We start from the raw sequence: 25886 nt of genomic DNA on the forward strand, positions 1-25886 counted from the left end.
GAGCGAATCCTCGTTCGGCAAAATTCGGGGGTACCTAGTTCAAGGGTACCCCATGGCATATCTCATCTGAACCCTATTCAGGCGCTTTTGGTGTTTTACCGGGCTCCTTGTCGGCTTGTCTGGCTTTCATTAACTGTAGCGGTCGCCACAGGCCACCGCGGGTAAAGCCCTGCCATCCCCAGCGCAGCCAGCCCAGCAAGGCAAAGGCCAGCCACAGCGCCCACCCCAGCATCAGCAGCCGGTAGACCAGCAGCGGCACCGACAGCACCCAGCCGGTAGGCAGGCTGCCGCCGCTGCGATCCTGATACCAGCTCAGGTGATTGCCATAAGAGCCGTTGCCGGCAATCTGCATGTCAGGCAGGCCCAGCAGCCCTTGCTGAATGGCGGTGAACAGATAGCCCAGCGCCACCAGGGTCAACAGTACCAGGCCTATTTGTGCCAGATTGAACCAGGCGCCGGCCTGCTGGTGTTGCCAGCGCTGGCGCAGCCCCAGGGCCACAAGCCAGAGCACCACGGTGGCGGCCATCCACAGCGGAATCTGAGTCAGCCCGAGGCCCAGCAGCAGCCAGTGATGAAAGCGCAGCGGCGTGAGCGGCAGCCGGGCCAGCCCCGCCGCCAGCAACAGGGTAATGGCCACCAGGCTCCAGAACAGCACCGCCGGCCCCAGCCGGGGGCCGCCGGCAAGCAGCACCCAGCGATCCTGGCCCAGGGTCAGTTCAAGGCGGTGATTGACGCTGTCGACATTGAGCTGCCCCTGTGGCGTGGTAAACAAGGTGCCGATGCCCGGCGCTTGCCGCCAGTGCACACGTACGTTTTGCGTGCCCGGTGATACCGGCAGGGTAAGCGTGCGCTCACTCAGGCGCAGCGGCAGGTTACGGCCATTAATGGCGACCGACTGCAGCTCGGCGCCTTCGGGCAATTGCAGGGCATGCAGTCCTCCCTGGCTGCTGCGCAGAATAAGCTCAAGGTGAGCATCGGTGGCGTGTTTGCCGGGCTGTACTCGAAGGGTGCTGGCGTCCAGGGTAAGGGTCTGGCCGGGCACGGCGGCGGGTCGGGTAATGGCCAGGGTAAGCCGCTCGCCGGGCCAGGGCCGCCACTCGGGCAGGGGGCTGCCCCGAGGATGCACCGAAGCCAGCCCTCGACTGCTGATATGCCAGATGGGGCTGGCATTCAGCCGCCAGGTTTCGGTCCAGCCTTGAGTGGCTGGTGCCTCAAGGGTGAGGGTGCCTGCGCGATCCAGCGCCGACTGCCAGCTCAGCTGGCGCTGGCCGGCGGCCAGGCTGATCTGTGCCTTGCCGTCTACCACCCTGATGCCGTCGGTAAGCACCGACTCACCGGGCAGCAGTGGTATGTCCAGGCGCAGGGCCTGCTCCAGCCCGTTCTGGCGAACCAGTTGGTAGTCTACCCGCCAGTCCAGCCCCAATTGCAGGGTGCGGCTCAGTTGGGCAAAGGCAGGCAGCGCCCCGGGTTTTAACCCTGTGTTATCCGGTCGGCCATCGGCGTCAAGGCGAGTGAGCTGCAGCCGGCCCTCGGGCACACCATTGTCGTTGAGGCCCTGTAACCGCCAGCCGTCCAGCCGAGCACTCACCCGCTTGGGGGGTAATGGCAGGGGCAACTGCAGCCGGCTCTGGGGCGGCAGCGGACCGCTCAGCTCGATGTGGTGAATGCCCGCCGGCAGTGGCAGATGCAATACACCTTCGGCGTTGCGCCACAAACCGCGCGCGGGCCTGTCGTTCAGTCGTACTCGCTGTGGCTGCCACGAATCCCGTTGCGCCGGCAGGGGGACGGCCATGCCGGTCTGAGTGTGAACCTCAAGGGCCAGGGTCAGCCACTGTGGTGTGGCGGTAAGCGTCATCTCGCTAGTGAGTGCACACTCGGGAAGGCATTCGGGAGGGGCCAGCAGGCGGGTTTTAAGCTCCGCCAGCAGCTCGGCAGGGGGAAATTCCGCCCTGGCCTGCTGGGGCAGCGCCAACAGCGGCAGCACCAGCAGGGCGGGCAGCCAGCTCCACAGTTTTTGTTGCCAATACAGGCCCTTGCCGCGGCCGACACTCACGCCCGCCATGCGCAGCACCAACAGGCACAGTAATGCCACTCGCAACAGGTTGAGCAGGGTGTTGATCGTGGGCGACAACAGCACCAGCCGCAGTTGTTGCTGAGGCGTGACCGGGCCGTTCCAGTCGAACTCCACGCTGCGCCACTGCCAGTCCGGCAGCCCCGGGCCGGTCTGCACCAGGGCATTCGGATCCAGCCGGGGAAGGGGCTCGCGAACGGGAGCATCCGCTAACGACATCATCTCATCGGCCGCCGCTTTCGCCTCGGCCTTGGTCTGGCGCGGACTGCCGGCGACGGCGGCGGGCGCCACCGCCCCCGCCAGCTGCGGATAGAGGGCGGTGCGCAGCTCGTCCACCATAAAGGGAACGGCAATAAGGGTAAGCACTGACAATGCCAGCAACCGGTAGCCTGCCACCCAGTGGCGCAGCCTGCCCACCGGCAGCACCTTGAGCAGGGCGCAGGCCGCCAGCAGATGCAGCCAGACCCAGCGCGGTGGTCCCAGCCCCGAAGGTTGATGCCAGATAAGCCCCAGGGTCAGCAGGGTGAGCAGGCCCCAGTGCCAGCCCCACAGCCGAAATGCCGCGACGGCGGCGATCAGCACCAGAAACAAGTCCAGCAGGGTCCAGCGTTGCAGCCAGGTATGGGGTGTGTTGTCCATGCCAAAGGCCGCCAGCAGACTCCAGCCCGGCGGCAGGTGCAGCCGGCTGCTCAAGCGTTGCACCGTGAGATCCCAGCCTACTGCCGGCAACGTGCCGGTGTGATGACCGAGTCGGCTGTCGGCCATCAGGCTCAGTGTTCCCGGGCGCAGTTCAACGCCGGGCTGGCCCTGCTCAAGCTCGGTCACCAGTCGGGGCTCGCCATTGACCGACACTCGACCCAGGGCAAGGGGCGTGCTCAGCCGGGCGTGGTGGCCAAGGGTGCCGGTGAATTCGTCCTGCAGGGTGTAGCCGCCACCGTCAAAGTCCAGCCACAGCTCCCGGCGCAGGGCCAGCTGGGCAGGTTCGGATTCAGGGTTGCCCCGGCGCAGCACGCGAAAATTCATGGTGCTGCCCGGTATCATGCGAAAGGCGGGCAGTGACTGCCATTCGGGCGGCAGGCCGCTCTGGCTGGCATCCATTGCCGGGGGGCCGGTGATCTCAGCCAGTCGTAATGTTGGGTAGGCCTGTACCGCCCAGACTTCCTCCTCGGGCCAGGGGGCGGGAATGACCGGCAATGTCAGGGCACCGACCTCGCCGGGATGCCGGCTGGCCAGTTGCAGTTGCCAGCGGCCCGGCCGTGCCTGTATGCGCAGGCGACCATCCGGCTCCAGCCGGGCGGGCAGGGGGCTGTTCAGCGTCAGCGGAATATGGTGCTCAAGCAGTGCCGGGCCCAGCAGTAACTCCCTGGGCTCCCCGGCCACGCTAAGCTCAATGCGAGTATTTACCCGCAGGGGAATGTCGTCGTCGATATGGCGGTATACGTTGATATCCAGGGTATTGGCCGCGGGCGTTTGAGCCAGATCGCGCCGCGCCGGCCACAGCCGGCCCCGTTGATCCAGCTCGGGGGCGGCAATGTCCCGGCCATTCAGGCTGAGTGCCAGCAGGCCGGTGCCGGCGTCCAGTTGCAGGCTGACCGGCAGCCGGGCCCATTGCCAGTGGCCTGCCACTCGGTGCTCACCGGCAGGCAGAAAAAGCGCCGGCCTGCCCTTGTGCTCGGTCAGGGCGGCGGGCTCGCCGTTAACCGTCACGCCCTGGGGCCAGTGCTCGCGGTCGCCGGGCAGGGGAATGCTGGCGGCGTCATCCAGCTGCCAGCCCTGCTCAAAGCGACCACCGTCATTGGTGAGTGCGAGCACCAGCCGTCCCGGCCAGGCACAGCGGCGCTCGGTGTGCTGCCGGTACAGCAGCGGGCAGCGGGCTTGGGTTTCGCCGTGCAATGCCCACTCTACCCAGGGTTGCAGCGAAGCGGGCACTTGCTTTGAGGGCGAAAGCTGAGCCGCCACGGACGGCACAACACACAACAGCAGTAGGCAAAGAAACGGGCGCATCAAGAGTCCTTTCATGGCGGCGAAAACGGCGTGTCTCTATCCTAGCAGGCCCGGCAAGAAAGGAGTCAAACGACATTCAATGGCGCCGATTTCCGCTCAGGGAAGCCCAAGGTCACGGGCTCAGGCAACTTCTTGGGTCATCGGAGCCTCCGCTGCCAGTGTTTCCGGTGGCAGGTGACAGCGCAGCCAGCCATTTTCGCCGGATTGAATCGGTGGCAATCGTTGATCACAGATGCCCGGCCTGGCATGGGGGCAACGGCCCTGAAAGGCGCACCCTCGCGCCGGCAGGCCCGGCTCCTGGGCGACGTCCGCGTCGGCGGCCGGCAGCGGCGTGCCCGGGGTCAGGGTGGCATTCAGCAGCAGGCGAGTATAGGGGTGCAGCGGGCCCGATTGCAGTTGCCGAGTGCTGCAAAGCTGCATCAGCCTGCCCTTGTACAGCACGGCGACCTTGTCGGCAAAATGCCTGACCAGGCTGAGATCATGGGTGATAAACAGAATGCCGATATTTCTGTCCCGCTGCAGCCGGGCCAGCAGCCGCAGAATGGCCGCCTGTACCGACACATCCAGTGCCGAGGTGACTTCGTCGCACAGCAGCAGCCCGGGCCTGGCCGCCAGGGCCCGGGCGATGGCGGCGCGCTGCAGCTCTCCGCCCGACAGCTGCCCCGGCAGCCTGTCGAGGTAGTCGGGGTTGAGTTTGACCTCCTGCAGCAGCCGGCCCGCCTGCCTTCGGCATTCGTCCCCCTGCAGGCCAAACCAGGTCTGCAGCACCGGGGCCAGGCTTTGAAACAGGGTCAGCCGTGGATTCAGGGCGGCATCCGGGTGCTGGAAAATCAGCTGAATATTGCGCTTTTGCGCTCGGGTTCGGGTCTCTATTCCTGCGCCAAGCACGTCGCCGTTGAGCAGGCTTTGCCCGGCCTGAATTGGATTGATGCCGGCGATGGCCTTCAGGATGGAAGACTTGCCACTGCCGGACTCGCCAATCAGGGCCAGGGTTTGTCCCCGGCTCAGGCTGAAGCTGACATCGTCCACGGTATTGATGACGGTGTGCTGCCGCCACTTGTCGAGCCAGCCGGGACGCTGGTAACGAATGGCCAGCTCACTGACCTGCAACAGGGGCGTGTCCTGGCTCAAGTCCGGCCTCGGCGGTGTGTGCCCGATGGCCGGCAGATCCGTCGTGACCTGATGGGGAAAATGGCAGGCCACCCCCTCCCGTGCCGACAGCGAGGGCATGTGTTGCCGGCACTTGGGCTGAACGCTCGCGCAGCGTCCGGCAAAGGGGCAGCCTTCGAACCGGCTGCCGACGGCGGGCGGGGCACCGGGCAGTTCGGGAGGCAGTCCCTGGTTCCGATATCCGGGAGAGGCGGCGAGCAGGGCGTGAGTGTAGGGGTGGCGAGGGTGGGCGATCAGGGCATCCTTGTCGGCGGTCTCAACCAGGTGGCCGGCATACATGACGGCGACGCGATCGCAGAGGCTGGAGACGGCGCCCAGATCATGGCTGATAAAGACGATGCTGGTGTTCAGTTCGTTCCGCAGTTGCCGCAGCAGGTGCAGCACATGCACCTGGGTGGTGGCATCGAGCCCGGTGGTGGGCTCGTCCATCAGCAGCAGCCGGGGCTTGGCCGCCAGGGCCATGGCGATCACTACCCGTTGCTGCTGTCCGCCCGAGAGCTGGTGCGGGTAGCGGTTTAGCAGGCTGGCCGGCGCGGGCAGCCGCACCTGTTCCAGCAGGGCAATGGCGCCGTCCTTGTGGTCCCCGGAACCCTGGTGCAGACGCAGCATTTCCTGCAGCTGGCTGCCAATGGTCAGGTGAGGCGTGAGGGCCTGCCCCGCCTGCTGGGGAATAAGGCAGATACCGTGTCGGTGAATCAGCGTGTCCGGGCGATGCTCATTAAGGGTGAGCGGGGCCCCGTTCACCCTGACTTCACCGGCGGTGACCCGGCTGCCGCCGCGCAGCAGGCCCAGCATGGCCATGGCCAGGGTGCTCTTGCCACAGCCGGACTCGCCGACAACGCCGAGAATTTCCCGCGGTGCCAGCGTCAGGCTGACGCCGCGCAGGACGGCGCGATAATCGCCTTGCCGATCCTGGTAACCGAGCTGCAGATCCTCGATGGTCAGTAACGTATTGGGCATGATGGCTCCTTAATGAACAGCGGAAGACTTATCAATACCCAGGGTCTTGGCCAGGGCGTCTGAGGTCAGGTTGATGGCGATGATCAGGCTGCTGAGCGCGATAATGGGCGCCAGCACCGCCCAGGGGGCAATGGACATAAAGCCGCGGGAGTCGGCAATCATCAGGCCCCAGTCCGGTGTCGGCGGGGAGACGCCAAAGCCGAGAAAGGAAAGGGAGCTGAAGGCCAGCAGCATCCAGGACCAGCGCATGGCGATTTCCACCAGGATCACGTCCATGACATTGGGAATGACTTCGCGCCTGAGCAGGGTGAAGTCACCGTCGCCCCGCAGGCGCGCGGCGGTGACGAAGTCACGGCACAGCACCTCCCTGGCGGCGGTCAGCACCACGCGAATCACGGCAATGCCATAGAAAAAGCCCAGGGTGATGATAAACACCAGGGGGCCGGGGCCGGCCAGGCTGATGATCAGCAGCATGAACAGCAGCCAGGGAATGGACAGCAGCGCATCGACCAGGCGCAGGGTCAGATCCTCCAGCCGGCCACCACGCAGGGCGATAAACAGGCCGGCCAGCGAGCCCCAGGCGACGGCCAGCAGGGCGGCGGGAAAGGTGGTGATCATGGCCTCGCGCCCGCCCATCAGGGTGCGGCTTAATACATCCCGGCCCATTTGATCGGTGCCGAACCAGTGCTCGGTACTGGGCGCCTGCAGCGTGGCTAGGCTGTCGGCGGCCGCAAAATCATAAGGGACAAGCCAGGGCGCAAACAGCATCACCAGCAGGTGCAGGGTCAGCAGTAACAGGCCGATTTGGCCCGCTCGAGTATTAAGCAGGCGGGGCAGCATGGCAGGGCAGGTCGGCCTGCCGGACAAGCGTTGGGCGAATGACATGGTTATCTCAGCTTTGGATTGAGCAGCGCAACACCGAGATCGGCGAGCAGGTTACAGGCGATATAAATGGCCGAAAGGGTCAGGGCACAGGCCTGCACCACGGGAATATCCCGGTCGTAAACGGCGGAGATCATCAGGGTGCCAATGCCCGGGTAGTTGAAGACCTGCTCGATGATCACCACTCCGCCCAGCAGCCAGGCGACCGTCATGGCCGACAGGGTGATGGTCGGCAATACGGCGGCCGGCAGCACATGGCGCAGCAGCAGGCTGGCGGTGGGGATGCGCCGAATGCGGGCCATCCTGACAAAGCCTGCCGACAGCACGTCTATGGTGCTGCTGCGCATCATGCGCATCATGTGCGCGGTGCTGATCAGCACCAGGGTCAGGGCCGGCAGCCAGGCATTGGGCAGAAGTACATCCAGCCCGGCATGGGCATCCGCCAGGGTGATGGCCGGAAACCAGGGCAGCCAGATGGCAAATACCAGGGTCAGCAGGGTGGCGGTGATAAATTCGGGAATGGTCATGGCCATCAGGGTGGTGCCGGACACCAGGTTATCCAGCCAGGAGTCCCGGTAGATGGCGGTGACCATGCCCAGCAGCAGGGCCAGCGGAATCGCCAGCACGGCCGCCAGTCCGCCCAGCAGGGCGGTGTTGGCGAGGCGGGGCAGCAGTTCATCGTTGACCGGCCGGCCACTGGAGAGGGAAAGCCCGAAGTTGCCCTCGGCCAGGTGGCTGCTCCAGGACAGGAAGCGCTCCTGCATCGGCTGGCTCAGGCCGAAATTGTCCCGGCACAGGGCCAGGTTGTTGTCGGTGGCGCTGCGACCGAGGTAGCCGGTGCAGAAATCCCCCGGCAGTGCCTCGGTGACCGTAAAAACCAGGCCGGCGACAAATGCCAGGGTGAACACGGCGTAAAGCAGCCGTTTAAAGCACAGCATCAACATGGGTGTTCTCTGCGAATTGATAAGTGATGCCCAGCAGCCGGGCCAGGGTCGGCGTCACGCTCAGCGAGTCCGCCCAGGGAATGTGCCGGGCCGGTACTCCGGGCCCGGCAAAGATAGCGATGCGCTCGTCTTCGGCATGGTTCGGGCCCATGCCGTGCGTGGACACGTATTTCGGCCTGGCCACGGCGGCATTCCCCGTGTGTTTGGCGGCGGGCTCAAAACTGGTGTGGGACGGGGCAACAAATACGGCCAGCTGGCCGGTGTGGGCTGCCGGCAGGTATTGCGAGCCATCCAGCCGCGTCACGCCATGGGCGAGCAGTTTGCTGCCGATGTCATCCAGCTCGGCGGCACTGCGGTAGGCGACAAACAGCAGGCCCCCGTCACAGTGGGCATTGGCGCCCGGAATAATGTGCTCTATCACCAGCGCCGTTTGCACCGGGGCATGGCCGTGGTCACTGACGATGGCCAGGCGGTACTGGTCGGCCAGTCCGCTTTCACGCAACCGGGTCAGCAGGCTGCCAAGCTGGGCATCGACCAGCTCCAGCGACCAGGCCACCAGCTCCCGGTCGTCACCCAAAATGTGCTGGCAGTAGTCCGGGCTGTTCAGTTCCAGTAACAGCAGGTCGGGCTGGTGCCGTTCAAGCAGTTGCCAGGCCTGCTGCAGCAGCCGGTGATCATTGGCGGCAACCCGGGTCAGGGATTCCGCAGCACCGCTCAGAGCATGCATGTCGGGCCGCTCCAGCGCCTTGGCCCGCCGGCAGCCATCCTCCCACCAGGGAGACAGATACCAGTCGCAATCATCGGCACCGACCATGCCAAAGCCGACGGAGGCGACGGTTTTACCCTGCCGCCGGGCCAGTTCGGCCAGGGTGGGTGCACACAGATCTTCGGCGCAGGCCGGTGGAAAGTGCTGGCCATTCCACAGGTTGTTGGCGTAAATGCCATGCCGGGAGGCGTTCACCCCGGTCAGCATGCCGGCCCGGGCGGGCATGGAGTTGGCGTTGGCATCGGCCCCCAGCCGTTGCACCAGGCAGCCCTCCTGGGCCAGGTGATGCAGGTGGGGCAGGCGATGGCGATAGTGGGCGAACAGGCTGGCACCGACACCATCCAGCAGAACAACAATCAATTTACCGGACATGGTTATCTCCGAAATGGCCATGCGCCCACTCGGGCGCATGGGGGAAAGCGCAGGGCTCAGGACTTGTCCACCAGGTGCCAGCGAATGGCGAAGTGCTCAACGGCGGGAATTGATACATTGGCCCGCATCACCCGGTTGTTGTTCAGGTGGAAGGGGATCAGGGTTCCGCTTTGCTCGGTCAGCATGGTCTGGGCCTCCTGATAGAGGCGGGCGCGCTTGTCCTTGTCCAGCTCCTGCCGGGCCTGAGTCAGCAGTTGATCGAAGGCCGGATTGTTAAAGCCGGATTCATTCCATGGGGCCGTACTGCCAAAAATTTCACTCAGCACCTGATCGGCAGGACGCTGGCCCCAGGCGGTATTGAACGCGGGCTTTTTCATCCAGATGGTGTTCCAGTAATCGGAGGCGGGCACGGTGTGAATATTGATGGTGATGCCGGCCTGGGCTGCCTGACGCTGATAAATTTCCGACATCGGTCGAAAGTAACCGTCAACGGTGCTGGTATAGAGATCCAGGGTCAGGCCATTTGGGTAGCCGGCTTCGTTCAGCAGTGCCCTGGCTCCGTCGATGTCCTGCTCACAGGTTTGTTCCAGTCGGTACTGATCTCCGGCCCATACCGGGTTGTCGCAGGCCACGGTGGCGCCCCCCTTGCCAAACAGCAGCTGAATCATTTCCTGGCGATCTACCACCAGGCGCAGTGCCTTTCTGACCCTGGGATCCTGCAGGGCCGGGTCGTCGTTGCGAAATACAATGCCGCGCCAGTCACCGGTGGGAATGGCGTCGTAATGAAAGTGCTTGTTGCCCTCAAACATGCGCAGCTGCTGGCCGTTAACGCCGTTCCAGCCGGCCCAGTCGACCTGGCCCGCCAGCAACGCCTGAGTACGGGCGTTTTCATCCGCAATGGCGATAAGCTCCATGCCATCCAGCCTGGGTTTGCCTTCCCAGTAGTCGGCAAAGGCATCAAAGGAGGTGGTGCCTTTGGGCTGGAATTTGGTCAGCTTGAAAGGACCGGTACCCACGCCCATCAGGGCCGGATCCTCATCAAAGCCTACCGGCACTATCTTGGCGCGGTAATCCATCAGCAGGATGGGCAGGTCGGCATGGGCCTGGTTCAGGGTAAAAATCACCTTGCCGTCTTCGGTGCCGGTGACCTGCTTGATGATCGACAGGGCCGCGCGGGCCGGTGCGTCACGCTGGGGATCCAGAATGCGGTTGAAGCTGTAGACCACGTCTTCCGCGGTCATGATGTTGCCATTGTGGAATTTGACATTTGGGCGCAGGGTAAAGGTCCACTGGTCGGCGCTGTCATTGGCACTCCAGCCGCTGGCCAGGGAGGCGACCGGCTCGCCCTGTTCGCCCTGGCGCACCAGCCGGTTGTACAGCACCTGCACGGCATCGTAATAGCGGGTGGTAGAGATGGGGTCGAGGGATTCCTTGCCGTTATATTCCAGCCAGTAGGGGGTCTTCAGGGTTTCGGCCTGAGCCAGGGTGGTGCCGGAGATAAGGAGTAATCCGGCCAGGCTGTGCTTCCAGTTCATATCGACGTCTCACTAACGGTATGGGGATTGCCAGTGAGATTAACCGGGGGCCGTGACGGTTTTTTGATGCAGGTACGCCCTTTTTTCGAGTTTGCAGGCAGGGTTGCTAAGGGAGAGCCTTAGCAAAACCGGGGCAAGACTCGAACGATTTCCTACCTGGCGGCATTTTCCTGCTCCAGCTCCTGCAGCAGCCAGTGTCTGAACACTCGAATTTTTTCCAGCTCCCGCTTGTGGGGCGGAATCAGCAGAAAGTGGTTGCTCTGGCTCGGCATGCGGTAGGCATGGGCCTGGATCAGTTCGCGGCGGGCCAGCAACTGCCTGACCAGTGGGTAGCGCACCAGCAGCAGGCCCAGCCCCTGAAGGGCGGCGGCAATGGCCAGGCTGGAGGTGCTAAATTCCATCGGCGGCATGGTATAGCCCTGCTGAGGATCCTGCTGCCGAAACCAGTCCCGCCACCCTTCACGGTAGCCGTAGCATCCCAGCTTGGGGTAGGAAGACAACAAATGCAGCGGGGCATCGGCGGGGTAGTGCACCAGCAGTGACGGACTGGCCACTACTACCCAGTCGTCGTTGGTCAGTTGCTCGGCGTCCCGATCCGGCCAGTTGCCGTAACCATTGATGATTTCCGCATCCACCTCGCCCGGTTCGTCCGGTATGGCATGGTTGGTGGCCAGCAGCCTCAGCAGTATGCCCGGGTAAGCCTCGCGAAAACGGGCCAGCCGAGGGATCAGCCAGTGCTCGGCAAAGCTGTGGGCCACCCGCAAGGTCAGCTGGGTTTGTTGCTCGCCGTGAAACAGATCGTCCGTGCCCTTCTTCAGGGATTCAAACAGCCAGCTTAACAGCGGCAGATAGGACCGGGCCTCGTCGGTGAGTTCGATGCGGCTGCCCTTGCGAATGAACAGCCTGACATTCAGAAAGTCTTCAAGCTGTTTTACCCGCTGGCTGATGGCGCCCTGGGTTACGCACAGTTCTTCGGCGGCCCGGGTCAGGCTTTGATAGCGGGCGGCAGTCTCAAAGGCCAGCAGGGCATTGAGGGGAGGTAAACGGTTGGTTTTGTATTGCATCACCTTTCAGACCTGAATCAGTTGTTACGGACAAGGCACGGCCAAATGGGCGTGCTCGGGGTTACTCCCTAGTACCCGGAATGAGTGACGTTTTGATGACATGGGCTTCAGCATTTCTAAGGCCAAGCCACAGAAATGATCGATGTTGCCGACGCTGCCGCGTCGCTAGAGTAGCGACAAACCAAAGGGAGCGACCATATGTTGAACGACTTCGAATTTGAGCAGAACAGCCTGACCCTGAACTGGCATGACGGCCGGGTGACCCGGCTCGATGTTTTGTGGCTGCAGGATCATGATCCTGCCGGACGGCATGCCAATGGCCAGCGGCTGATCTCGGTGCTGGATCTGGACTGGCAGGCCACCATCCAGTCGGTGGAGCGGCAGGACGACGAACTGGTGATTCGGCTGAGCAATGACCGCCGGCTGCATTATTCGCTGGCACGACTGCACCAGGACGGCCTGGTGAGCCAGCAGGACGACAGAGGCTGGTCTGGAAAAACCCTGTGGCGAGGGGAGGACTTTCAAGTGCCCACCGTCGACTGGCAGGCCTATCAGAGTCAGGATGACGCGCGCCGAAGGGCGCTGGCCGCCGTGGCCGACAGCGGACTGGTGCTGCTGCGGGGCGTGCCCTGTGAGCCGGGACAGGTATTAAAGGTCATCGAGACCTTTGGCTTTGTGCGGGAAACCAATTATGGCCGCCTGTTTGACGTGCAGACCGTGGTCTCACCCAGCAACCTGGCATTCAGCAACCTGGGACTGGGCCCGCATACCGACAACCCCTACCGGGATCCGGTGCCCGGCATACAGCTGCTGCATTGCCTGGCCAATGAGGTGGACGGCGGCGAGAATCTGCTGGTCGACGGCTTTCAGGCGGCTGCCATGTTGCGGCAAGAGTACCCCGAGGCATTTGAGTTGCTGACTCAGGTTCGACTGCCCTATCGGTTCAGCGATGGCCAGGCCGATCTGCGCAGCCGAGTGCCTTTTATCGAAACCGACCAGGCCGGCAATGTGCTCAAGGTGCGTTACAACAACCGCTCCATTGCTCCCTTTATGTTGCCGTTTGATGAGCAGCGGGCCTTCTACCAGGCCTATCGGCTCTGGGCGGAAGTCCTGTCTGACCCGGAGCTGGCGCTCACCTTTCGCCTGGAGCCCGGCGACTGCCTGGTGTTTGACAACACGCGAGTGATGCATGCCCGCACCGCCTTTACCGATGGCGGTCGCCGTCATCTGCAGGGCGCCTACAGCGATCTGGACGGGCTCTACTCCTCCCTGTATCAGTCAGGAGCCCAATCATGCTGAACCAGGCCCCGACCCGGGAGAATATTCTCGACATGATCGAAGCTATCTTCACGCTCCATGGCGCCGACTCCTACCTGGGCGAAGAAGTGACCATGGCCCAGCATATGTTGCAGGCGGCCTGGCTGGGCGAGCGGCAGGGAGAGAGTGAGGCCGTGGTGCTGGCGGCCCTGCTCCATGATGTGGGCCACTATGCCAACAAGCTGCCGCCGGAAGTGCTGATGTCGGGAACGGACAATCGTCATCAGGAGTCGGCCTCGGCCTGGCTGGCCCCGTTTTTTCCCGCCGAGATCATCGAGCCCATTCGCCTGCATGTGGCTGCCAAGCGATATTTGGTCACGGTGGACCCGGACTATCGAGCACAGTTGTCACAGGCATCCCTGGACTCGTTGATCCTGCAGGGCGGCAACATGTCGGCGGCAGAGGTGGAGCAAATGGAAGCCAGTCCTTACCTGGACATGGCCATTCGCGTGCGCCGGCTGGATGATCAGGGCAAGGATCCGGAGTTAACCACGCCGGACTTCGGCCATTTCAAACCCAGGCTGGCCCGCTGGCTGCTGCCCGGTGACCCCGAGCGATAATTGTCTGGCACTTATTTGTGCCGCGCGGTCCCAAGGGGTCGCCTATGGGGCATGAGGGATTCAAGCGAAGAAAATCGATTCGATGGGGGTGTTGATAAAGCCGGGCAGCAGGCGCTACAACTGTGTCATGTATTGCAAAATATTGCATTTTTGGTTTGTTTGTGAGCGGTCATGCTATAGAGTTGCGTGGTTTTTAGGATATAAGATGGCTCTCAGGCCACAAAGGATGACTATGAACCAAACCCAACCTCTGATGCTGCGCATGGTCTATGGCGGCAGCCTGGTAACTCGAATTTTGATCGGTATTGTGGCCGGTGCCCTGCTGGCGGTGCTGGCTCCCTCTGCGGCCGAGTCGGCCGGCCTGTTGGGCAGCCTGTTTGTGGGCGCGCTCAAGGCCGTGGCCCCGGTGCTGGTGTTCGTGCTGGTGATGTCCTCCATCGCCAATCACAAGAAAGGCGAGCAGACCAGCATTCGGCCCATTCTCTATCTCTACCTGCTGGGCACCTTTGCCGCCGCACTCACTGCCGTGCTGCTGAGCTTTGCCTTTCCCACCGAGCTGGTGCTGGTGAGCCATGGCGGCGAAGCGTCGCCCCCCGAAGGCATTGGCGAAGTGCTGCAGACCCTGGTGTTCAACATTGTCGACAATCCGGTAAATGCTCTGCTGACCGGCAACTTTATCGGCGTGCTGGCCTGGGCCGTGGGCCTGGGACTGGCATTTCACCATGCCGGCGACAGCACCAAGACCCTGCTGGGCGACCTGTCGATGGGCGTGTCGGCCATCGTCAAGTTTGTTATTCGCCTGGCACCGGTGGGCATTTTTGGCCTGGTGGCCAATACCATCGCCAGCACCGGTTTTGACGCGCTCTGGGGTTATGCCCAGCTGCTCGCGGTGCTGCTTGGCGCCATGATGATCATTGCCTTGGTGGTGAACCCGCTGCTGGTGTACCTGAAGATTGGCCGTAACCCCTATCCGCTGGTGCTGCAGTGCCTGCGTGAAAGTGGCGTGACCGCCTTCTTCACCCGCAGCTCCGCCGCCAACATTCCGGTAAACATGGAACTGTGCAAGAAGCTCAAGCTGCACGAAGACACCTACTCGGTGTCCATTCCCCTGGGCGCCACCATCAACATGGGTGGGGCCGCCATCACCATTACCGTGCTGACCCTGGCGGCGGTCAATACCCTGGGCATTGAGGTGGACATCATGACCGCCCTGTTGCTGAGCGTGGTGGCGGCGGTGTCGGCCTGTGGCGCCTCGGGCGTGGCCGGTGGCTCGCTGCTGCTGATCCCCCTGGCCTGCAGCCTGTTTGGCATTCCCAATGAGGTGGCCATGCAGGTAGTGGCCGTGGGCTTTATTATTGGCGTGCTGCAGGACTCTGCCGAAACCGGCCTGAACAGCTCCACCGACGTGCTGTTTACCGCCGCGGCCTGCATTGCCGACGAGCAACGAGGCTAAATAACCTCCTGAACGGAAAAGGCCGGTGAGTGCAAACTCACCGGCCTTTTTTATTGCCCGTATGGGTACTCGGTTTCGCCGTTGCTGTTTTTGCAACGAACAGTGCCACATTCAGGCGCAAACGGAGCCTGTTAATCATGCAATAATGAGAATTATTATTGATAACAAACAGCGCGCAAAGGAGATTCTGATGAAATTGGCAACCGTCTTGTCGGCCGCCGGCCTGGTGCTGGCCAGCCAGCTGGCCATGGCCGCCGCACCGGCCCGTATCGTTAGCTTTGACCACGGCAGCCTGGATACGCTCGACGCCCTCGGCCTTGGCAAGCAGGTGGTGGCCGTGCCCAAACAGGCCATGCCCGCCTACCTGTCGGCCTACACCGGTGCCGCCTTCAACGATGCGGGTAGTCTGAAAGAGCCTGATATTGATGCCCTCAAAGCGGCCGAACCGTCCCTGATCCTGATCACCGGCCGGCAGGGTGGCAGTAGAGAACAGCTGGAAACGGTGGCTCCGGTGCGCGATGTGACCCTGCAGGGAGACGACTACTGGTCAGCCTTCAGCGCCAGGGTGCGTAGCCTGGCCGGCGAGCTGGGTGCCGCCGACGGGGGCGAACGGGCCCTGGGCCAGCTGGAGAGGCGGCTGGCCGAACTCAGGGCCGGCATTAACGGCGACCCTGAAGTACTGGTGGTGACCCATAACGAGGGCAAGTTTTCCCTGCGCCATGAGGCCGTGGTCGAGCAGTTGCTGAAGCTGAAGGCACCCGAACTGCCGGACGGCGTGGACAGTGTCACTCATGGTGCCCGCAGCTTTACTCCGCTCACGCCGGCCCTGATGGCCCAAATGCAACCCGCCGCCGTGCTGGTGGTGGATCGCAGCGCCGCCATTGGCGGTGAGCCGCTGGAGCAGGCCAGCCTGCGTCAGGCCCTGGACGCGGCCGGTGGTCAGGACATTCGCCTGGGCTACCTGAGCCCCGCCCTCTGGTACCTTTCCGGCGGTGGCCTGCAAAGCGTGCGCCTGCAGGCGGAAGAAGTGGCGGCGGTTCTCTGAGTCCATGCTCCGGCGGCTTGGCCGCCGGAGCATAGCTGTCCGGTTACACAACCAGTACTGGGCATTTGGCGGCGCTGGTGACCCGGTGAGAGACGCTGCCAAGCAGCATGCCTTCTTTGTCGCTATGGGTGCCGCGGGTGCCCACCACAATCAGGTCCGCCTCCTTTTCCCGAGCAAACTTCACGATGATTTTTGAAGGGCGGCCGCCGCGCACAAAACCACGCAGATGAGTGGCACCCCGTTCCCGGGCGTGAGTCTTGGCGAAGTTGACCACTTCACGGGCGTACTCCGACAGCACCTTGTCGGGAATGTCCATCTCCACCGGACGACCGATGGACAGGCTGGCCTCAAACAGGCTGTGATGCTTGTACACGCAAATCAGCAATATCTCGGCCTCGGGCAGCAGCCGTTGCAGCTGCACCGCCTTGTCTACCGCCCTGAGCGCGGTGTCGGAGCCGTCCACGGCCACCACGATTCGTTGAAACACATAGCCTCCTTTCTGTGTGCGGCAAACGGGAGTCAGTCCGCAAAGGCCAGATCCCGAAAATACAGCGCGATGTCGGGAAAGGCGATAATCAGCCCGGCGGCTACCACCAGCATAAAGATAAAGGGGGGCGTGCCGCGGATCACTTCCATATAGGGCCGCTTGAAAATGGCGATGGCGGTGAAAATGTCACAGCCAAAGGGGGGCGTGGCCGAGCCAATGGCCACCTGCAGGGTAATCAGCACCCCCACCAGTACCGGATCCAGCCCGGTGGACTGAATGGCCGGGGCAAAAATGGGGGTGAGCACCAGGATCACCACGATGGGATCCACAAACATGCAGGCGATAAAGAAGGCCACGCAAATGGCGATCAGCACGCCCACCGGGCCGGCTTCGTTCACGCCCACCGATTCCAGAATGGTCTGGGGCACCTGGGCAAACGACAGTATCCAGGAAAAGCCGTTGCCCACCGCCACCAGAATAAACACCACGGCGGTGATCAGACCCGTGGACTTGGCGATGCGGTAGATGTCGGGCAGTTTCAGCGAGCGGAACACCACGAACTCCAGCAAAAAGGCGTAGAGCACACACACCGCGGCGGCCTCGGTAGGGCTGAAAATGCCGCCGTAAATGCCGCCGACGATGATCACCGGAAAGAACAGCGGCCACAGCGCCATGCGCACCGCCCGGCCGCGTTCACGCCAGCTGGCCCTGGGCTCGGTAGGCACCTCGTTCTTGTGGGCGTAATACAGGCAGTAGAGCGAGAACATAAACAGGATCAGCAGTCCCGGGCCGATGCCAGCAATAAACAGCTCGGCGATGGAGGTTTCCGAGATCACCCCGTAGATAATCATGCCGATGCTGGGGGGGATTAAAAAGGCGATGTCACTGGCGTTGATGATCAGCGCCAGGGTAAAGGGATCGGAATAACCGGCCCTGAGCATCTTGGGCCGCAGTGGCGAACCCACCGCCACCACGGTGGCCTGGGTGGAGCCGGACACGGCGCCAAACAGGGTGCAGGAGGTAGCGGTGCTGATGGCCAGTCCGCCCTTGATGTGGCCGATAAAGGCCATCACCATGTTGATCAGCCGGTCGGCGGAGTGGCCCCGGGTCATGATGTCGGCGGCGAGAATAAACATGGGCACGGCAATCAGCGAGGCCGGGCGAATGCCGCCCATCATCTGCTGAATAAAGGTGCCCATCTGGCCAAAGCCGTCGAACATCATTACAAAGCCAACCACGGCGGCGGTGATCAGCGGAATCATCATGGGAAAGCCCAGCAGCAGCAGGCCAATCATGATCGACATTAACAGTGTTGCCATGGAATCAGCCCTTTACACTTCGGTTTCGGTGTCGTCGTAGCCGTCCGGCACACCGGTTGAGAGATACACGCCGCGACTGGTGATGTTTTTGACGGCGGTCAGAAAATACTGAATACCGGTAATGGCAAAGCCCACCGGCGCCCACAGGTAAATCCACCAGATCTCGAACCCCAGCGCCGGCAGAATGCGGCCGCGGCTGTACAGGGTTTCAATGTAGCCGTAGGCGTGGTAACAGAGGAAAAACATCACTATCGAGGTGAACAGTGCGATCAGCACCATCAGCACCTTGCGTGGCCCGACCGAAAATGAGTCGTATAGCGCCGACATGCGAATGTGACGACCGTGGCGGGCGGCGTAGCCCAGGCCGGCAAAGGTGATGAGGATAATCAGGATACGGTTGATTTCGCCGGAGAAGAAAAATCCCTCTCCAAACACAAAGCGGGCAATAACATTGGCGCAGGTATTGACCGCCATCAGCAGCACGCCGGCGGCCAGCAGCACCGCCTCAAGGCGGGCTATTCCTTCGTCGACCCAGCCCAGTACGCCGGGCAGGCCGGAGTGGTAACTGGCGGTGTCGTCTTCGACGGTTTCCTTGGGTTTATCAGACATTCTGTGCTCCTTGGCCGGCATGGATCGCCGGCCAGGGTAAGAAGAAAGGGGCGGTGAGCGCCCCGTGTGGTTAGTTGGTAATGGCGTCGAGGTCTTGCTTGAAGGTGTTGAGCAGATCCTGGCCACGCTCACCGGTCATCTCGATGAATTTGGCTTCCACCTGGGGGGCGCGCTCGCGAAAGGCGGCAATCTGCTCTTCGTTCAGGCGGGTGACAGTCACCTCGTCGCTGCTGCTGGTGATCTTCTCCAGGGAGCGTTCGGCCAGGCCGTCGATGTGGGTGAGGATCTCTTCAAAGGCGTAATCGGATGCCTTTTGCACCAGCTGCTTGTCTTCGTCAGACAGGCCGTTGTAGAAGTCCTGGTTGGCCATCATGGCGGTGGTAAACCAGCCGTGACCGGTAAAGATCAGATTGGGCGACACCTCGTACAGGCCACCGGATTCGATCCAGAAGATGGGGTTTTCCTGGCCCTGAATCATGTTGGTCTGCAGTGCGCCATAGACTTCGCCCCAGGGCAGGGGGGTAGGGGTGGCGCCAAAGGCGGAGTAGGTTTCCGATAGCAGCGGGTTGGTCATCACCCGTACCTTCTTGTTCTTGAGCTCTTCGGGAGTGGTGATGGGCTCGTCCAGGGTGACCACAAACTCGCCTTCCGGGTACATTTGCAGCAGTTCCAGTCCCTTTTCCGCGTACAGTGCCGGGAACTTCTCGTTGATGGCCTCACTTTCCCGAAAGAAGCTCACCACGTCCTTCATGTCGGTGGGCATCAGGTAGGGAATAAAAAAGATCTGCGCTTCGGGGATCAGGGCACCGGTAAAGCCGGGGGACTGATTCACGAAATTCAGAATGCCTGCCTGAGTCTGCTCCATGATGTCATCGGACTCGCCCAGCTCGCCAAAGCGGTAGATTTGCAGCTGGTGATTCGAGTTGTCTTCGATGTATTCCTTGAATTTGTGGGCGAACACATCCTGCACATCCCCTTCGTACTCCTCGTGGGCATAGCGCCAGGTGTCGGCCTGGACGGCGCCGCAGGTGAACAGGGCCAGGGCGGAGACGCCGGCCAGTTGCTTGAGCCTGAACTTGAATCCCTTTTGCATATCCATTTGGTGCTCCATTATGGTTTCGTGTTCTAACTTTAAATCCGCTTATAGACTGGCAAAATAAGAAAAAAGACGCAAGAAGATGGGCTCGTTTATATCTGTTTTGATGATGCATCGAGAAAGGAATGACGCCATATTCCGGCATTTGTTGTGTGAATTTTGGTGTTTTTGTGACTTTTGTGTGGTTTTTGATGGCGGTGGGCTAAGTTGGGCGAGCACTGCTAAAGGGTTGGGGGCTAAATATTACAGTGGTAACTAAAGCGTTCGCCCTGGCCCCAACAGCAGACTAGTCGTCATCAAGCCAAACAGGCAACCCTGCTGTTGCTTCGCATGACGTAATCAGGCCGACATACCTAGCGGTCTGTCAGCCAAAAGATCAAAAATGGTAGCTCAGCACCATGCCGGCCAGGCCCTGAGTGGCGTCGCCGGCATTCTTCACTATGGGGCTGTCTTTGGCATCGCCGGTCAGTTGCGTGATGCCGGCCAGGCCGGTCACCGACCATCGTGCGGCAAAGCGGTAATTGAGGTTGCCGCTCAGTCCCAGGCGCCAGTAACCGTCGGTGGGTTCATAGCGGCTGAAGCCGCTGCGGGCGGCGTCGCGGTCCGACACTCGAAACAGGCTTTGAGTCCACGCCTTGCTGCTGTATACCAGGCTGGGGCCTATGCCGGCAGACCAGTTCGGGGCAGGCTGGCCACGCCAGCCTGCCCGCAGGGTAAGCTTGTAGCCGTCCACATCACCGCTGAGCGGGGTTTCCGCCTGCAGGCTCAGGTTCCAGGGGGCGGGCTGGTAGCTCAGTCGCAGGCCGCCGGTGAGGCTGTCGTCCACCTCGTCAAAACGGCTCAGATCACCGGTGTTGTCGCGGCCGGGCTGGTACCCCAGAAAGGGAGACAGGGTCCAGTTCCGCTGCCGGTAAAGATTCCAGCCCAGGCCGTCTCTTAGGTTGAGGTAAAGCTGATCGCCATAGCGCAGGTTGAGATCCGGCAGCACCCTGGCCTCGTCATCGTCACTGCCAAGATAGTCGGGAGCCTGAATAACGGAAGCGCCTATGCTGCCGTTCAGGGTTTGAGCCATGGCCGAAGTGGCCAGCAGGAACGGGGCGGCGAGAGAACAATACACAAGGGATCTGCACATTAAGGGCTAACCTTCTGAGATTAAGGCCGGTATGAGTCTAGCATGCCGTTCTCCATTGTCGTCAGGGTGAGCGTCCAGATTGGGCGGGCCGAGAATGGCAATAAAAAAACCCGGCCGAAGCCGGGTTTGCATGAAGGCATTGCAGAGCGGATTAGCCGTTCAGCTGGGCCAGGGTCTGGTTCAGGGTGGCGCTGGGGCGCATTACCTTTTCCAGCGCCGCCGGATCGGCGTGATAGTAGCCCTGTACGCCGGCAGAGTTGCCCTGCACCGCGTTCAGCTCGCTCACGATCTTGTCTTCGTTATCGGCCAGGGACTTGGCCAGGGGCGCGAAGTGGGCGGCCAGCTCGGCGTCGTCGCCCTGGGCGGCCAGTTCCTGGGCCCAGTACATGGCCAGATAGAAGTGGCTGCCCCGGTTGTCGAGCTCACCGGCACGGCGAGAAGGCGACTTGCCGTTGTCCAGCAACTGCTCGGTGGCCTTGTCCAGGCAGGCAGCCAGCACCTTGGCGCGGTCGTTGCCTTCCTTGATGCCCAGCTCTTCCAGCGACACCGCCAGGGCCAGGAATTCACCGAGGGAGTCCCAGCGCAGGTGGTTTTCTTCCATCAGCTGCTGCACATGCTTGGGCGCGGAGCCGCCGGCACCGGTTTCGTACATGCCGCCGCCGGCCAGCATGGGCACGATGGACAGCATCTTGGCGGAGGTGCCCAGTTCCATGATGGGGAACAGATCGGTGAGGTAGTCACGCAGCACGTTGCCGGTCACGGAGATGGTGTCCTTGCCGCGCTTCATGCGCTCCATGGAGAAGCGGATGGCCTCGTTGTAGGACATGAGGTGAATGGACAGGCCGTTCAGATCGTGCTCCTGCAGGTAGTGCTCCACCTTCTTGCGCAGCTCGTTGTCGTGGGCGCGCTCGTCGTCCAGCCAGAATACCGCCGGGGTGTCGGAGTTGCGGGCGCGGTTCACTGCCAGCTTGACCCAGTCGCGAATGGCCGCGTCTTTGGTCTGGCAGGCACGCCAGATGTCGCCCTTTTCCACGTCGTGCTGCATCAGCACCTCGCCGGCCTCGTTCAGCACGCGCATGGTGCCGTTTTCGGTCAGCTCAAAGGTCTTGTCGTGAGAGCCGTATTCTTCGGCCTTCATCGCCATCAGGCCCACGTTGGATACCGAGCCCATGGTGCGCGGATCAAAGGCGCCATTGGTCTTGCAGAAGTTGATCACTTCCTGATAGATGCGGGCATAGGTGGACTCGGGCATTACTGCCTTGGTGTCCTTCAGCTTGCCGTCGCGCCCCCACATTTGACCGGAGTTGCGGATCATGGCGGGCATGGAGGCATCCACGATCACGTCGCTCGGTACGTGCAGGTTGGTGATGCCTTTTACGGAGTCCACCATGGCCAGCTCCGGCCGGTGCTCGTAGCAGTCGTGAATGGCTTCTTCGATTTCTTCCTGGGTGGACTGGGGCAGGCTCTTGATCTTGTCGTACACGCTGCTCATGCCGTTGTTGGGGTTGACCCCCAGCTCGTCAAACAGCTTGCCGTACTTGTCGAACACTTCCTTGTAGAACACCTTGACCGCATGACCGAACACGATGGGGTGAGACACCTTCATCATGGTGGCCTTGACGTGCAGGGACCACATCACGCCGGCTTCCTTGCATTCCTGCAGGGTCTGCTCAAAGAAGCTTTCCAGCGCCTTGGCGCTCATGAACATGCTGTCGAGCACTTCACCTTGCTGCAGCGCCAGCTCTTTTTTCAGCTGGGGCTTGCCGTCCTGACCGATAAACTCGATGCGCACGGTCTGGGCCTTGTCCATGGTGACGGACTGCTCGCTGGAGAAGAAGTCACCGCCGTTCATGTAGTCGGCGTGGGAGCGGGACGCCTTGTTCCAGGCACCCATGGAGTGGGGGTATTTGCGGGCAAAGGCCTTGACCGCGGCCGGAGCGCGACGGTCGGAGTTACCCTGACGCAGCACCGGGTTCACGGCGCTGCCCAACACCTTGGTGTAGGCTTCGCGAATGGCCTTGTCTTCATCGGTCTTGGGATTTTCCGGAAAATCGGGCACGTCATAACCCTGGGACTGCAGCTCCTTGATACAGGCACGCAGCTGGGGCACGGAGGCACTGATGTTGGGCAGCTTGATGATGTTGGCGTGCGGATCCTGGGTCAGCTCACCCAGCTCGGCCAGGCCGTCGGCCACGCGCTGCTCGTCGGTCAGACGCTCGGGAAAGGCAGCCAGTACACGGCCGGCCAGGGAGATGTCGCTCAGGGTGACATCAATGCCGGCGGCGTCGGTAAAGGTGCGAATAATGGGCAGCAGAGAGTAGGTGGCCAGAGCGGGGGCTTCGTCGGTGAGGGTGTAGACGATGGTCGATTGTTTGGTGGTCATTATTTCCCTATTTCCCAGGTTGATGTTGGGGGAGCAGCGGTTGCACCTGGCACCGAAGGATAACCGGTACTGGCGCTGGACTTGAATCCGCCGCGCGGAACTTCAGGCGCTCATTGTATGACACTTGGGCGCCGGGACTTAAGTGTTCAACTTCAAATAAGAAAGAAATAGTCGGCACAATGGTCTGTTTGGAACCATACTAAATCGGTTGCTTCCTTTCGGCGGGGTTAGGTCAGAGGCCCGGTAATTTGCGGTCAAGTCGGAAGGGATTGATGTCGTTATGCCTTACAATTCACGCGGGCTCACCCTGTTTCGGTTTGTGGTATCAGCATCAGGCAAGGATTTGGCATGAGAAAAAATCTTCCCGTCACCAGCAACGAACGTACCTTTGATGCCGCCGAGCGGTTGATATCCACCACGGATGTGCATGGCACCATCCTTCACTGCAACGATGCCTTTGTGAGCGTCAGCGGTTATACCCGCGAGGAACTGATTGGTCAGCCCCACAATCTGGTGCGTCACCCGGACATGCCTCCCCTGGCGTTCAAAATCATGTGGGAGCACCTCAAGACAGGACAGCCCTGGATGGGACTGGTGAAAAACCGTTGCAAGAACGGCGACTATTACTGGGTTGATGCCTATGTCTCGCCCATCACCAAGGATGGCAACGTGGTTGGCTTTGAGTCGGTGCGCTCCTGTCCCGACCGGGAAGACGTGGCCCGGGCCGAACGGCTGTATGCCCGTTTGCGGGCGGGCAAGGCCTTGCCCGGAAAGGGTCTGTTGAGCCGGCCCTGGCCCTGGCTGGTGGCGGCGCAGGTGCTGGTGGCGGGCCTGTTGCTGGGCGGTTACCGCAATGAGGGCATTGCCCTGGAGCTGTTATCGCTGGCCGCCTTTGGCGGCTGGGTGAGTTACCTGCACGGCCAGGCCCTGAAGCGCCTCGATGTGCTGCTGGGGGGCGCCTTTCGCCATGAATTGGCCATGCATACCCACAGCCGGGATCTGGGCATGCTGGGTCGGCTCAAGGTGGGTATTCGCAGTGAAAAGGCGCGGTTGATGGCCATTATCACCCGTATTGAAGACGCCGCCGCCAGGGTCAGTAGCCGTTCCGACAACGGCCATGTGCAGTCCCGCCAGGCACGGGAGGGCATGGCCAGCCTGCGTCAGGAAACCGAACAGGTGGCCACCGCCATGAATGAGATGAGCGCCACCATCAATGACGTGACCGCCCATGTGCAGGAAACCGCCAGCCAGGCCGACAACGCCAGCCGCATGGCCCGTGAAGGCCTGGAAGTGGCCGGGGTGACCCGGGAAGCCATTGCCGAGCTGAAGAACACCGTCGACGACATCAGTGGTGAGGTGCAGCGGCTGGCGGAGAAGACCGCCGGCATTGCCCAGGTGGCCAATATGATCGAGGTGATCTCGGAGCAGACCAACCTGCTGGCGCTTAATGCCGCCATCGAGGCCGCCCGTGCCGGCGAGCAGGGCCGGGGCTTTGCGGTGGTGGCCGATGAGGTACGCCAGCTGGCGGGACGCACGCGGGAATCCACCGGGGAGATTCAGCGCATCGTAGCGGACCTGACCGACAGGGCGAGCTCGTCGGTGGACGTGGCCGAGCAGGGCAAGATCAGTGCCGAGTCGGGACTGGCGCGGGTAGTGGAAACCGAAAACACCCTGAGTGGCATCGCCTCGGCGGTGTCCCGCATCGCCGACATGTCGATGCAGATGGCCACGGCGGTAGAGCAGCAGGCGCGGGTGGCGGAAGACATCAATCAGCAGGCGGTGAACATGGCCAGCCTGTCGGACGCGGGCCTGTCTCAGGCGGATTCTGCCGCCGGCAGCATGGAAGGGCTGCAGTCGGTGGCCACCGAGCTGCATGATCTGGTGGTGCGGTTGAAGCGCTGAGGCTGGGCGGAACTCCTTTCGCCCACTCGCATTTATTTATCTTCGCGCTCGGTATAGGCGCGACAGAGCCGGCGTAACACCGGAAGTTGCCGTTGAAAGTTGTTGCAGGCGCTGCACATCAGGGTGTGCAGCCGTAGCGACAGTTTTTCCTGAGAAGTGAGCGGCCGTTCCTGGCTTTCGGACATCAGCCGGGTGGCTTGGCGGCATTTCAGCATGTGCAGTCTCCTTGCCGTTGCCAGCGGTTCTCCAGGCACTCACGCAGCCGCAATCGTGCCCGGTAAAGCAGTACATTGAGATTGCTGACGGTGAGCGTCAGCTCGGCGCAGATCTCCGGGCTTTCCAGCCCCACGAATTCCCGCATCATGAATGCCCGGCCCTGGCGGGCCGGCAGGCCGTCGAGGCAGGCCTCGAAAATGTGCCAGAAACGCTCGTCTTCCAGGCTGTCGTCGGGAGAACTCCAGCGCACCGGCCGCTCCTGTTTGTTCCAGTGGCCCCTCTGGTTGAACAGGGTTTCTTCAAATTGCTGATCGGCTTCGTTGTTCAGTTCGCTGACGGTGGTCAGGCGCTGACGTTTGCGGATCTGATCGGCAATCTTGTGCTTGAGAATGGCAAACACCCAGGTTTTGTAGGCGGAGCGACCGTTAAAGGAGTCGGCATAACGAAAGGCACCGAGCATGGCTTCCTGCACTGCGTCCTCCGCCAGATGGGAATCTTGCAGCTGCAGGGTGGCGAATTTCAGCATTTGCAGCCGCAGTTGTTCGTTCAGTTCAGGGGCAAACTCCGAGGGTGCAGCCATGACCGTCCTTTTCAGGGTC

Annotated in this window: 20 protein-coding genes; 5 read left to right on the forward strand and 15 right to left on the reverse strand. The window is 62.0% G+C overall.

Features of this window, described 5'->3' with window-relative positions; translation table 11 throughout:
- Positions 1-73: 73 nt before the first annotated feature.
- From OJHNALOF_RS10575 to OJHNALOF_RS10605, 7 genes are all read right to left on the reverse strand, one after another.
- Positions 74-4075, reverse strand: coding sequence for a hypothetical protein (locus tag OJHNALOF_RS10575; protein WP_165662010.1), 4002 nt, complete (start codon positions 4073-4075; stop codon positions 74-76).
- A 120-nt stretch (positions 4076-4195) separates the two neighbouring features.
- On the reverse strand, positions 4196-6205 hold the full coding sequence (locus OJHNALOF_RS10580) for an ABC transporter ATP-binding protein (RefSeq protein ID WP_165662011.1): 2010 nt from the start codon (positions 6203-6205) through the stop codon (positions 4196-4198).
- 9 nt (positions 6206-6214) lie between these two features.
- Positions 6215-7090, reverse strand: coding sequence for an ABC transporter permease (locus tag OJHNALOF_RS10585; protein WP_165662012.1), 876 nt, complete (start codon positions 7088-7090; stop codon positions 6215-6217).
- A 2-nt stretch (positions 7091-7092) separates the two neighbouring features.
- Positions 7093-8031: an ABC transporter permease gene (locus OJHNALOF_RS10590; RefSeq protein ID WP_165662013.1), complete on the reverse strand. Its 939-nt coding sequence runs from the start codon at positions 8029-8031 to the stop codon at positions 7093-7095.
- Positions 8012-9169: an alkaline phosphatase family protein gene (locus OJHNALOF_RS10595; protein ID WP_165662014.1), complete on the reverse strand. Its 1158-nt coding sequence runs from the start codon at positions 9167-9169 to the stop codon at positions 8012-8014. The genes OJHNALOF_RS10590 and OJHNALOF_RS10595 overlap by 20 nt, the downstream gene beginning before the upstream one ends.
- Before the next feature lie 56 nt (positions 9170-9225).
- Complete coding sequence (locus tag OJHNALOF_RS10600; protein WP_094201573.1) at positions 9226-10704, reverse strand: ABC transporter substrate-binding protein; 1479 nt, start codon at positions 10702-10704, stop codon at positions 9226-9228.
- Positions 10705-10856: 152 nt separating this feature from the next.
- Positions 10857-11768, reverse strand: coding sequence for a LysR substrate-binding domain-containing protein (locus OJHNALOF_RS10605; RefSeq protein WP_094201574.1), 912 nt, complete (start codon positions 11766-11768; stop codon positions 10857-10859).
- A 198-nt stretch (positions 11769-11966) separates the two neighbouring features.
- Here OJHNALOF_RS10605 and OJHNALOF_RS10610 point away from each other — a divergent pair, with 198 nt between their 5' ends.
- The 4 genes from OJHNALOF_RS10610 to OJHNALOF_RS10625 all read left to right on the forward strand — a co-directional run bounded on the left by OJHNALOF_RS10610 (position 11967) and on the right by OJHNALOF_RS10625 (position 16143).
- Positions 11967-13067: a TauD/TfdA family dioxygenase gene (locus tag OJHNALOF_RS10610; protein ID WP_094201575.1), complete on the forward strand. Its 1101-nt coding sequence runs from the start codon at positions 11967-11969 to the stop codon at positions 13065-13067.
- Entirely contained in the window at positions 13061-13645 is a 585-nt protein-coding gene (locus tag OJHNALOF_RS10615) for an HD domain-containing protein (RefSeq protein ID WP_094201576.1), read from the forward strand. Before OJHNALOF_RS10610 ends, OJHNALOF_RS10615 begins: the two co-directional genes overlap by 7 nt.
- Positions 13646-13877: 232 nt before the next feature.
- Entirely contained in the window at positions 13878-15098 is a 1221-nt protein-coding gene (sstT, locus tag OJHNALOF_RS10620) for a serine/threonine transporter SstT (protein ID WP_094201577.1), read from the forward strand.
- A 190-nt stretch (positions 15099-15288) separates the two neighbouring features.
- Positions 15289-16143, forward strand: coding sequence for an ABC transporter substrate-binding protein (locus OJHNALOF_RS10625; protein ID WP_165662016.1), 855 nt, complete (start codon positions 15289-15291; stop codon positions 16141-16143).
- 43 nt (positions 16144-16186) lie between these two features.
- Here OJHNALOF_RS10625 and OJHNALOF_RS10630 read toward each other — a convergent pair whose 3' ends face one another.
- From OJHNALOF_RS10630 to OJHNALOF_RS10655, 6 genes are all read right to left on the reverse strand, one after another.
- The gene (locus tag OJHNALOF_RS10630) at positions 16187-16630 is read right to left on the reverse strand and encodes a universal stress protein (RefSeq protein ID WP_094201579.1); all 444 of its coding nucleotides are present in this window, start codon (positions 16628-16630) and stop codon (positions 16187-16189) included.
- 32 nt (positions 16631-16662) lie between these two features.
- Entirely contained in the window at positions 16663-17949 is a 1287-nt protein-coding gene (locus OJHNALOF_RS10635; RefSeq protein ID WP_094201580.1) for a TRAP transporter large permease, read from the reverse strand.
- A 12-nt stretch (positions 17950-17961) separates the two neighbouring features.
- Positions 17962-18558 (reverse strand): TRAP transporter small permease, encoded by a 597-nt coding sequence (locus OJHNALOF_RS10640; RefSeq protein WP_165662017.1) that lies wholly within the window; start codon positions 18556-18558, stop codon positions 17962-17964.
- A 70-nt stretch (positions 18559-18628) separates the two neighbouring features.
- Positions 18629-19657, reverse strand: coding sequence for a TRAP transporter substrate-binding protein DctP (dctP, locus tag OJHNALOF_RS10645; protein WP_094201582.1), 1029 nt, complete (start codon positions 19655-19657; stop codon positions 18629-18631).
- A gap of 373 nt (positions 19658-20030) precedes the next feature.
- Positions 20031-20786, reverse strand: a complete 756-nt coding sequence (locus OJHNALOF_RS10650) for a MipA/OmpV family protein (RefSeq protein ID WP_165662018.1) — start codon at positions 20784-20786, stop codon at positions 20031-20033.
- A 151-nt stretch (positions 20787-20937) separates the two neighbouring features.
- On the reverse strand, positions 20938-23169 hold the full coding sequence (locus tag OJHNALOF_RS10655; RefSeq protein ID WP_094201584.1) for an NADP-dependent isocitrate dehydrogenase: 2232 nt from the start codon (positions 23167-23169) through the stop codon (positions 20938-20940).
- 348 nt (positions 23170-23517) lie between these two features.
- Here OJHNALOF_RS10655 and OJHNALOF_RS10660 point away from each other — a divergent pair, with 348 nt between their 5' ends.
- A complete protein-coding gene (locus tag OJHNALOF_RS10660; RefSeq protein WP_094201585.1) occupies positions 23518-25071 on the forward strand; it encodes a PAS domain-containing methyl-accepting chemotaxis protein in 1554 nt (517 codons plus the stop codon).
- 32 nt (positions 25072-25103) lie between these two features.
- On the opposite strand, the gene OJHNALOF_RS10665 is transcribed toward OJHNALOF_RS10660, so the two are convergent.
- Positions 25104-25286 carry a zf-HC2 domain-containing protein gene (locus OJHNALOF_RS10665; protein WP_094201586.1) on the reverse strand — a complete coding sequence of 61 codons (183 nt, stop codon included), beginning with the start codon at positions 25284-25286 and terminating at the stop codon, positions 25104-25106.
- Complete coding sequence (locus OJHNALOF_RS10670; protein ID WP_094201587.1) at positions 25280-25867, reverse strand: RNA polymerase factor sigma-70; 588 nt, start codon at positions 25865-25867, stop codon at positions 25280-25282. Before OJHNALOF_RS10670 ends, OJHNALOF_RS10665 begins: the two co-directional genes overlap by 7 nt.
- Positions 25868-25886: the final 19 nt, after the last annotated feature.

Source organism: Oceanimonas sp. MB9, assembly GCF_011319775.1.
Lineage (GTDB): Bacteria > Pseudomonadota > Gammaproteobacteria > Enterobacterales > Aeromonadaceae > Oceanimonas > Oceanimonas doudoroffii.

Excerpts from the sequence above, each read along its gene's own strand:
- OJHNALOF_RS10575 (WP_165662010.1), bottom strand. The coding sequence starts at position 4,075 with ATGCGCCCGTTTCTTTGCCTACTGCTGTTGTGTGTTGTGCCGTCCGTG.
- OJHNALOF_RS10580 (WP_165662011.1), bottom strand. The coding sequence starts at position 6,205 with ATGCCCAATACGTTACTGACCATCGAGGATCTGCAGCTCGGTTACCAG.
- OJHNALOF_RS10585 (WP_165662012.1), bottom strand. The coding sequence starts at position 7,090 with ATGTCATTCGCCCAACGCTTGTCCGGCAGGCCGACCTGCCCTGCCATG.
- OJHNALOF_RS10590 (WP_165662013.1), bottom strand. The coding sequence starts at position 8,031 with ATGTTGATGCTGTGCTTTAAACGGCTGCTTTACGCCGTGTTCACCCTG.
- OJHNALOF_RS10595 (WP_165662014.1), bottom strand. The coding sequence starts at position 9,169 with ATGTCCGGTAAATTGATTGTTGTTCTGCTGGATGGTGTCGGTGCCAGC.
- OJHNALOF_RS10600 (WP_094201573.1), bottom strand. The coding sequence starts at position 10,704 with ATGAACTGGAAGCACAGCCTGGCCGGATTACTCCTTATCTCCGGCACC.
- OJHNALOF_RS10605 (WP_094201574.1), bottom strand. The coding sequence starts at position 11,768 with ATGCAATACAAAACCAACCGTTTACCTCCCCTCAATGCCCTGCTGGCC.
- OJHNALOF_RS10610 (WP_094201575.1), top strand. The coding sequence starts at position 11,967 with ATGTTGAACGACTTCGAATTTGAGCAGAACAGCCTGACCCTGAACTGG.
- OJHNALOF_RS10615 (WP_094201576.1), top strand. The coding sequence starts at position 13,061 with ATGCTGAACCAGGCCCCGACCCGGGAGAATATTCTCGACATGATCGAA.
- sstT (WP_094201577.1), top strand. The coding sequence starts at position 13,878 with ATGAACCAAACCCAACCTCTGATGCTGCGCATGGTCTATGGCGGCAGC.
- OJHNALOF_RS10625 (WP_165662016.1), top strand. The coding sequence starts at position 15,289 with ATGAAATTGGCAACCGTCTTGTCGGCCGCCGGCCTGGTGCTGGCCAGC.
- OJHNALOF_RS10635 (WP_094201580.1), bottom strand. The coding sequence starts at position 17,949 with ATGGCAACACTGTTAATGTCGATCATGATTGGCCTGCTGCTGCTGGGC.
- OJHNALOF_RS10640 (WP_165662017.1), bottom strand. The coding sequence starts at position 18,558 with ATGTCTGATAAACCCAAGGAAACCGTCGAAGACGACACCGCCAGTTAC.
- dctP (WP_094201582.1), bottom strand. The coding sequence starts at position 19,657 with ATGGATATGCAAAAGGGATTCAAGTTCAGGCTCAAGCAACTGGCCGGC.
- OJHNALOF_RS10650 (WP_165662018.1), bottom strand. The coding sequence starts at position 20,786 with ATGTGCAGATCCCTTGTGTATTGTTCTCTCGCCGCCCCGTTCCTGCTG.
- OJHNALOF_RS10655 (WP_094201584.1), bottom strand. The coding sequence starts at position 23,169 with ATGACCACCAAACAATCGACCATCGTCTACACCCTCACCGACGAAGCC.
- OJHNALOF_RS10660 (WP_094201585.1), top strand. The coding sequence starts at position 23,518 with ATGAGAAAAAATCTTCCCGTCACCAGCAACGAACGTACCTTTGATGCC.
- OJHNALOF_RS10665 (WP_094201586.1), bottom strand. The coding sequence starts at position 25,286 with ATGCTGAAATGCCGCCAAGCCACCCGGCTGATGTCCGAAAGCCAGGAA.
- OJHNALOF_RS10670 (WP_094201587.1), bottom strand. The coding sequence starts at position 25,867 with ATGGCTGCACCCTCGGAGTTTGCCCCTGAACTGAACGAACAACTGCGG.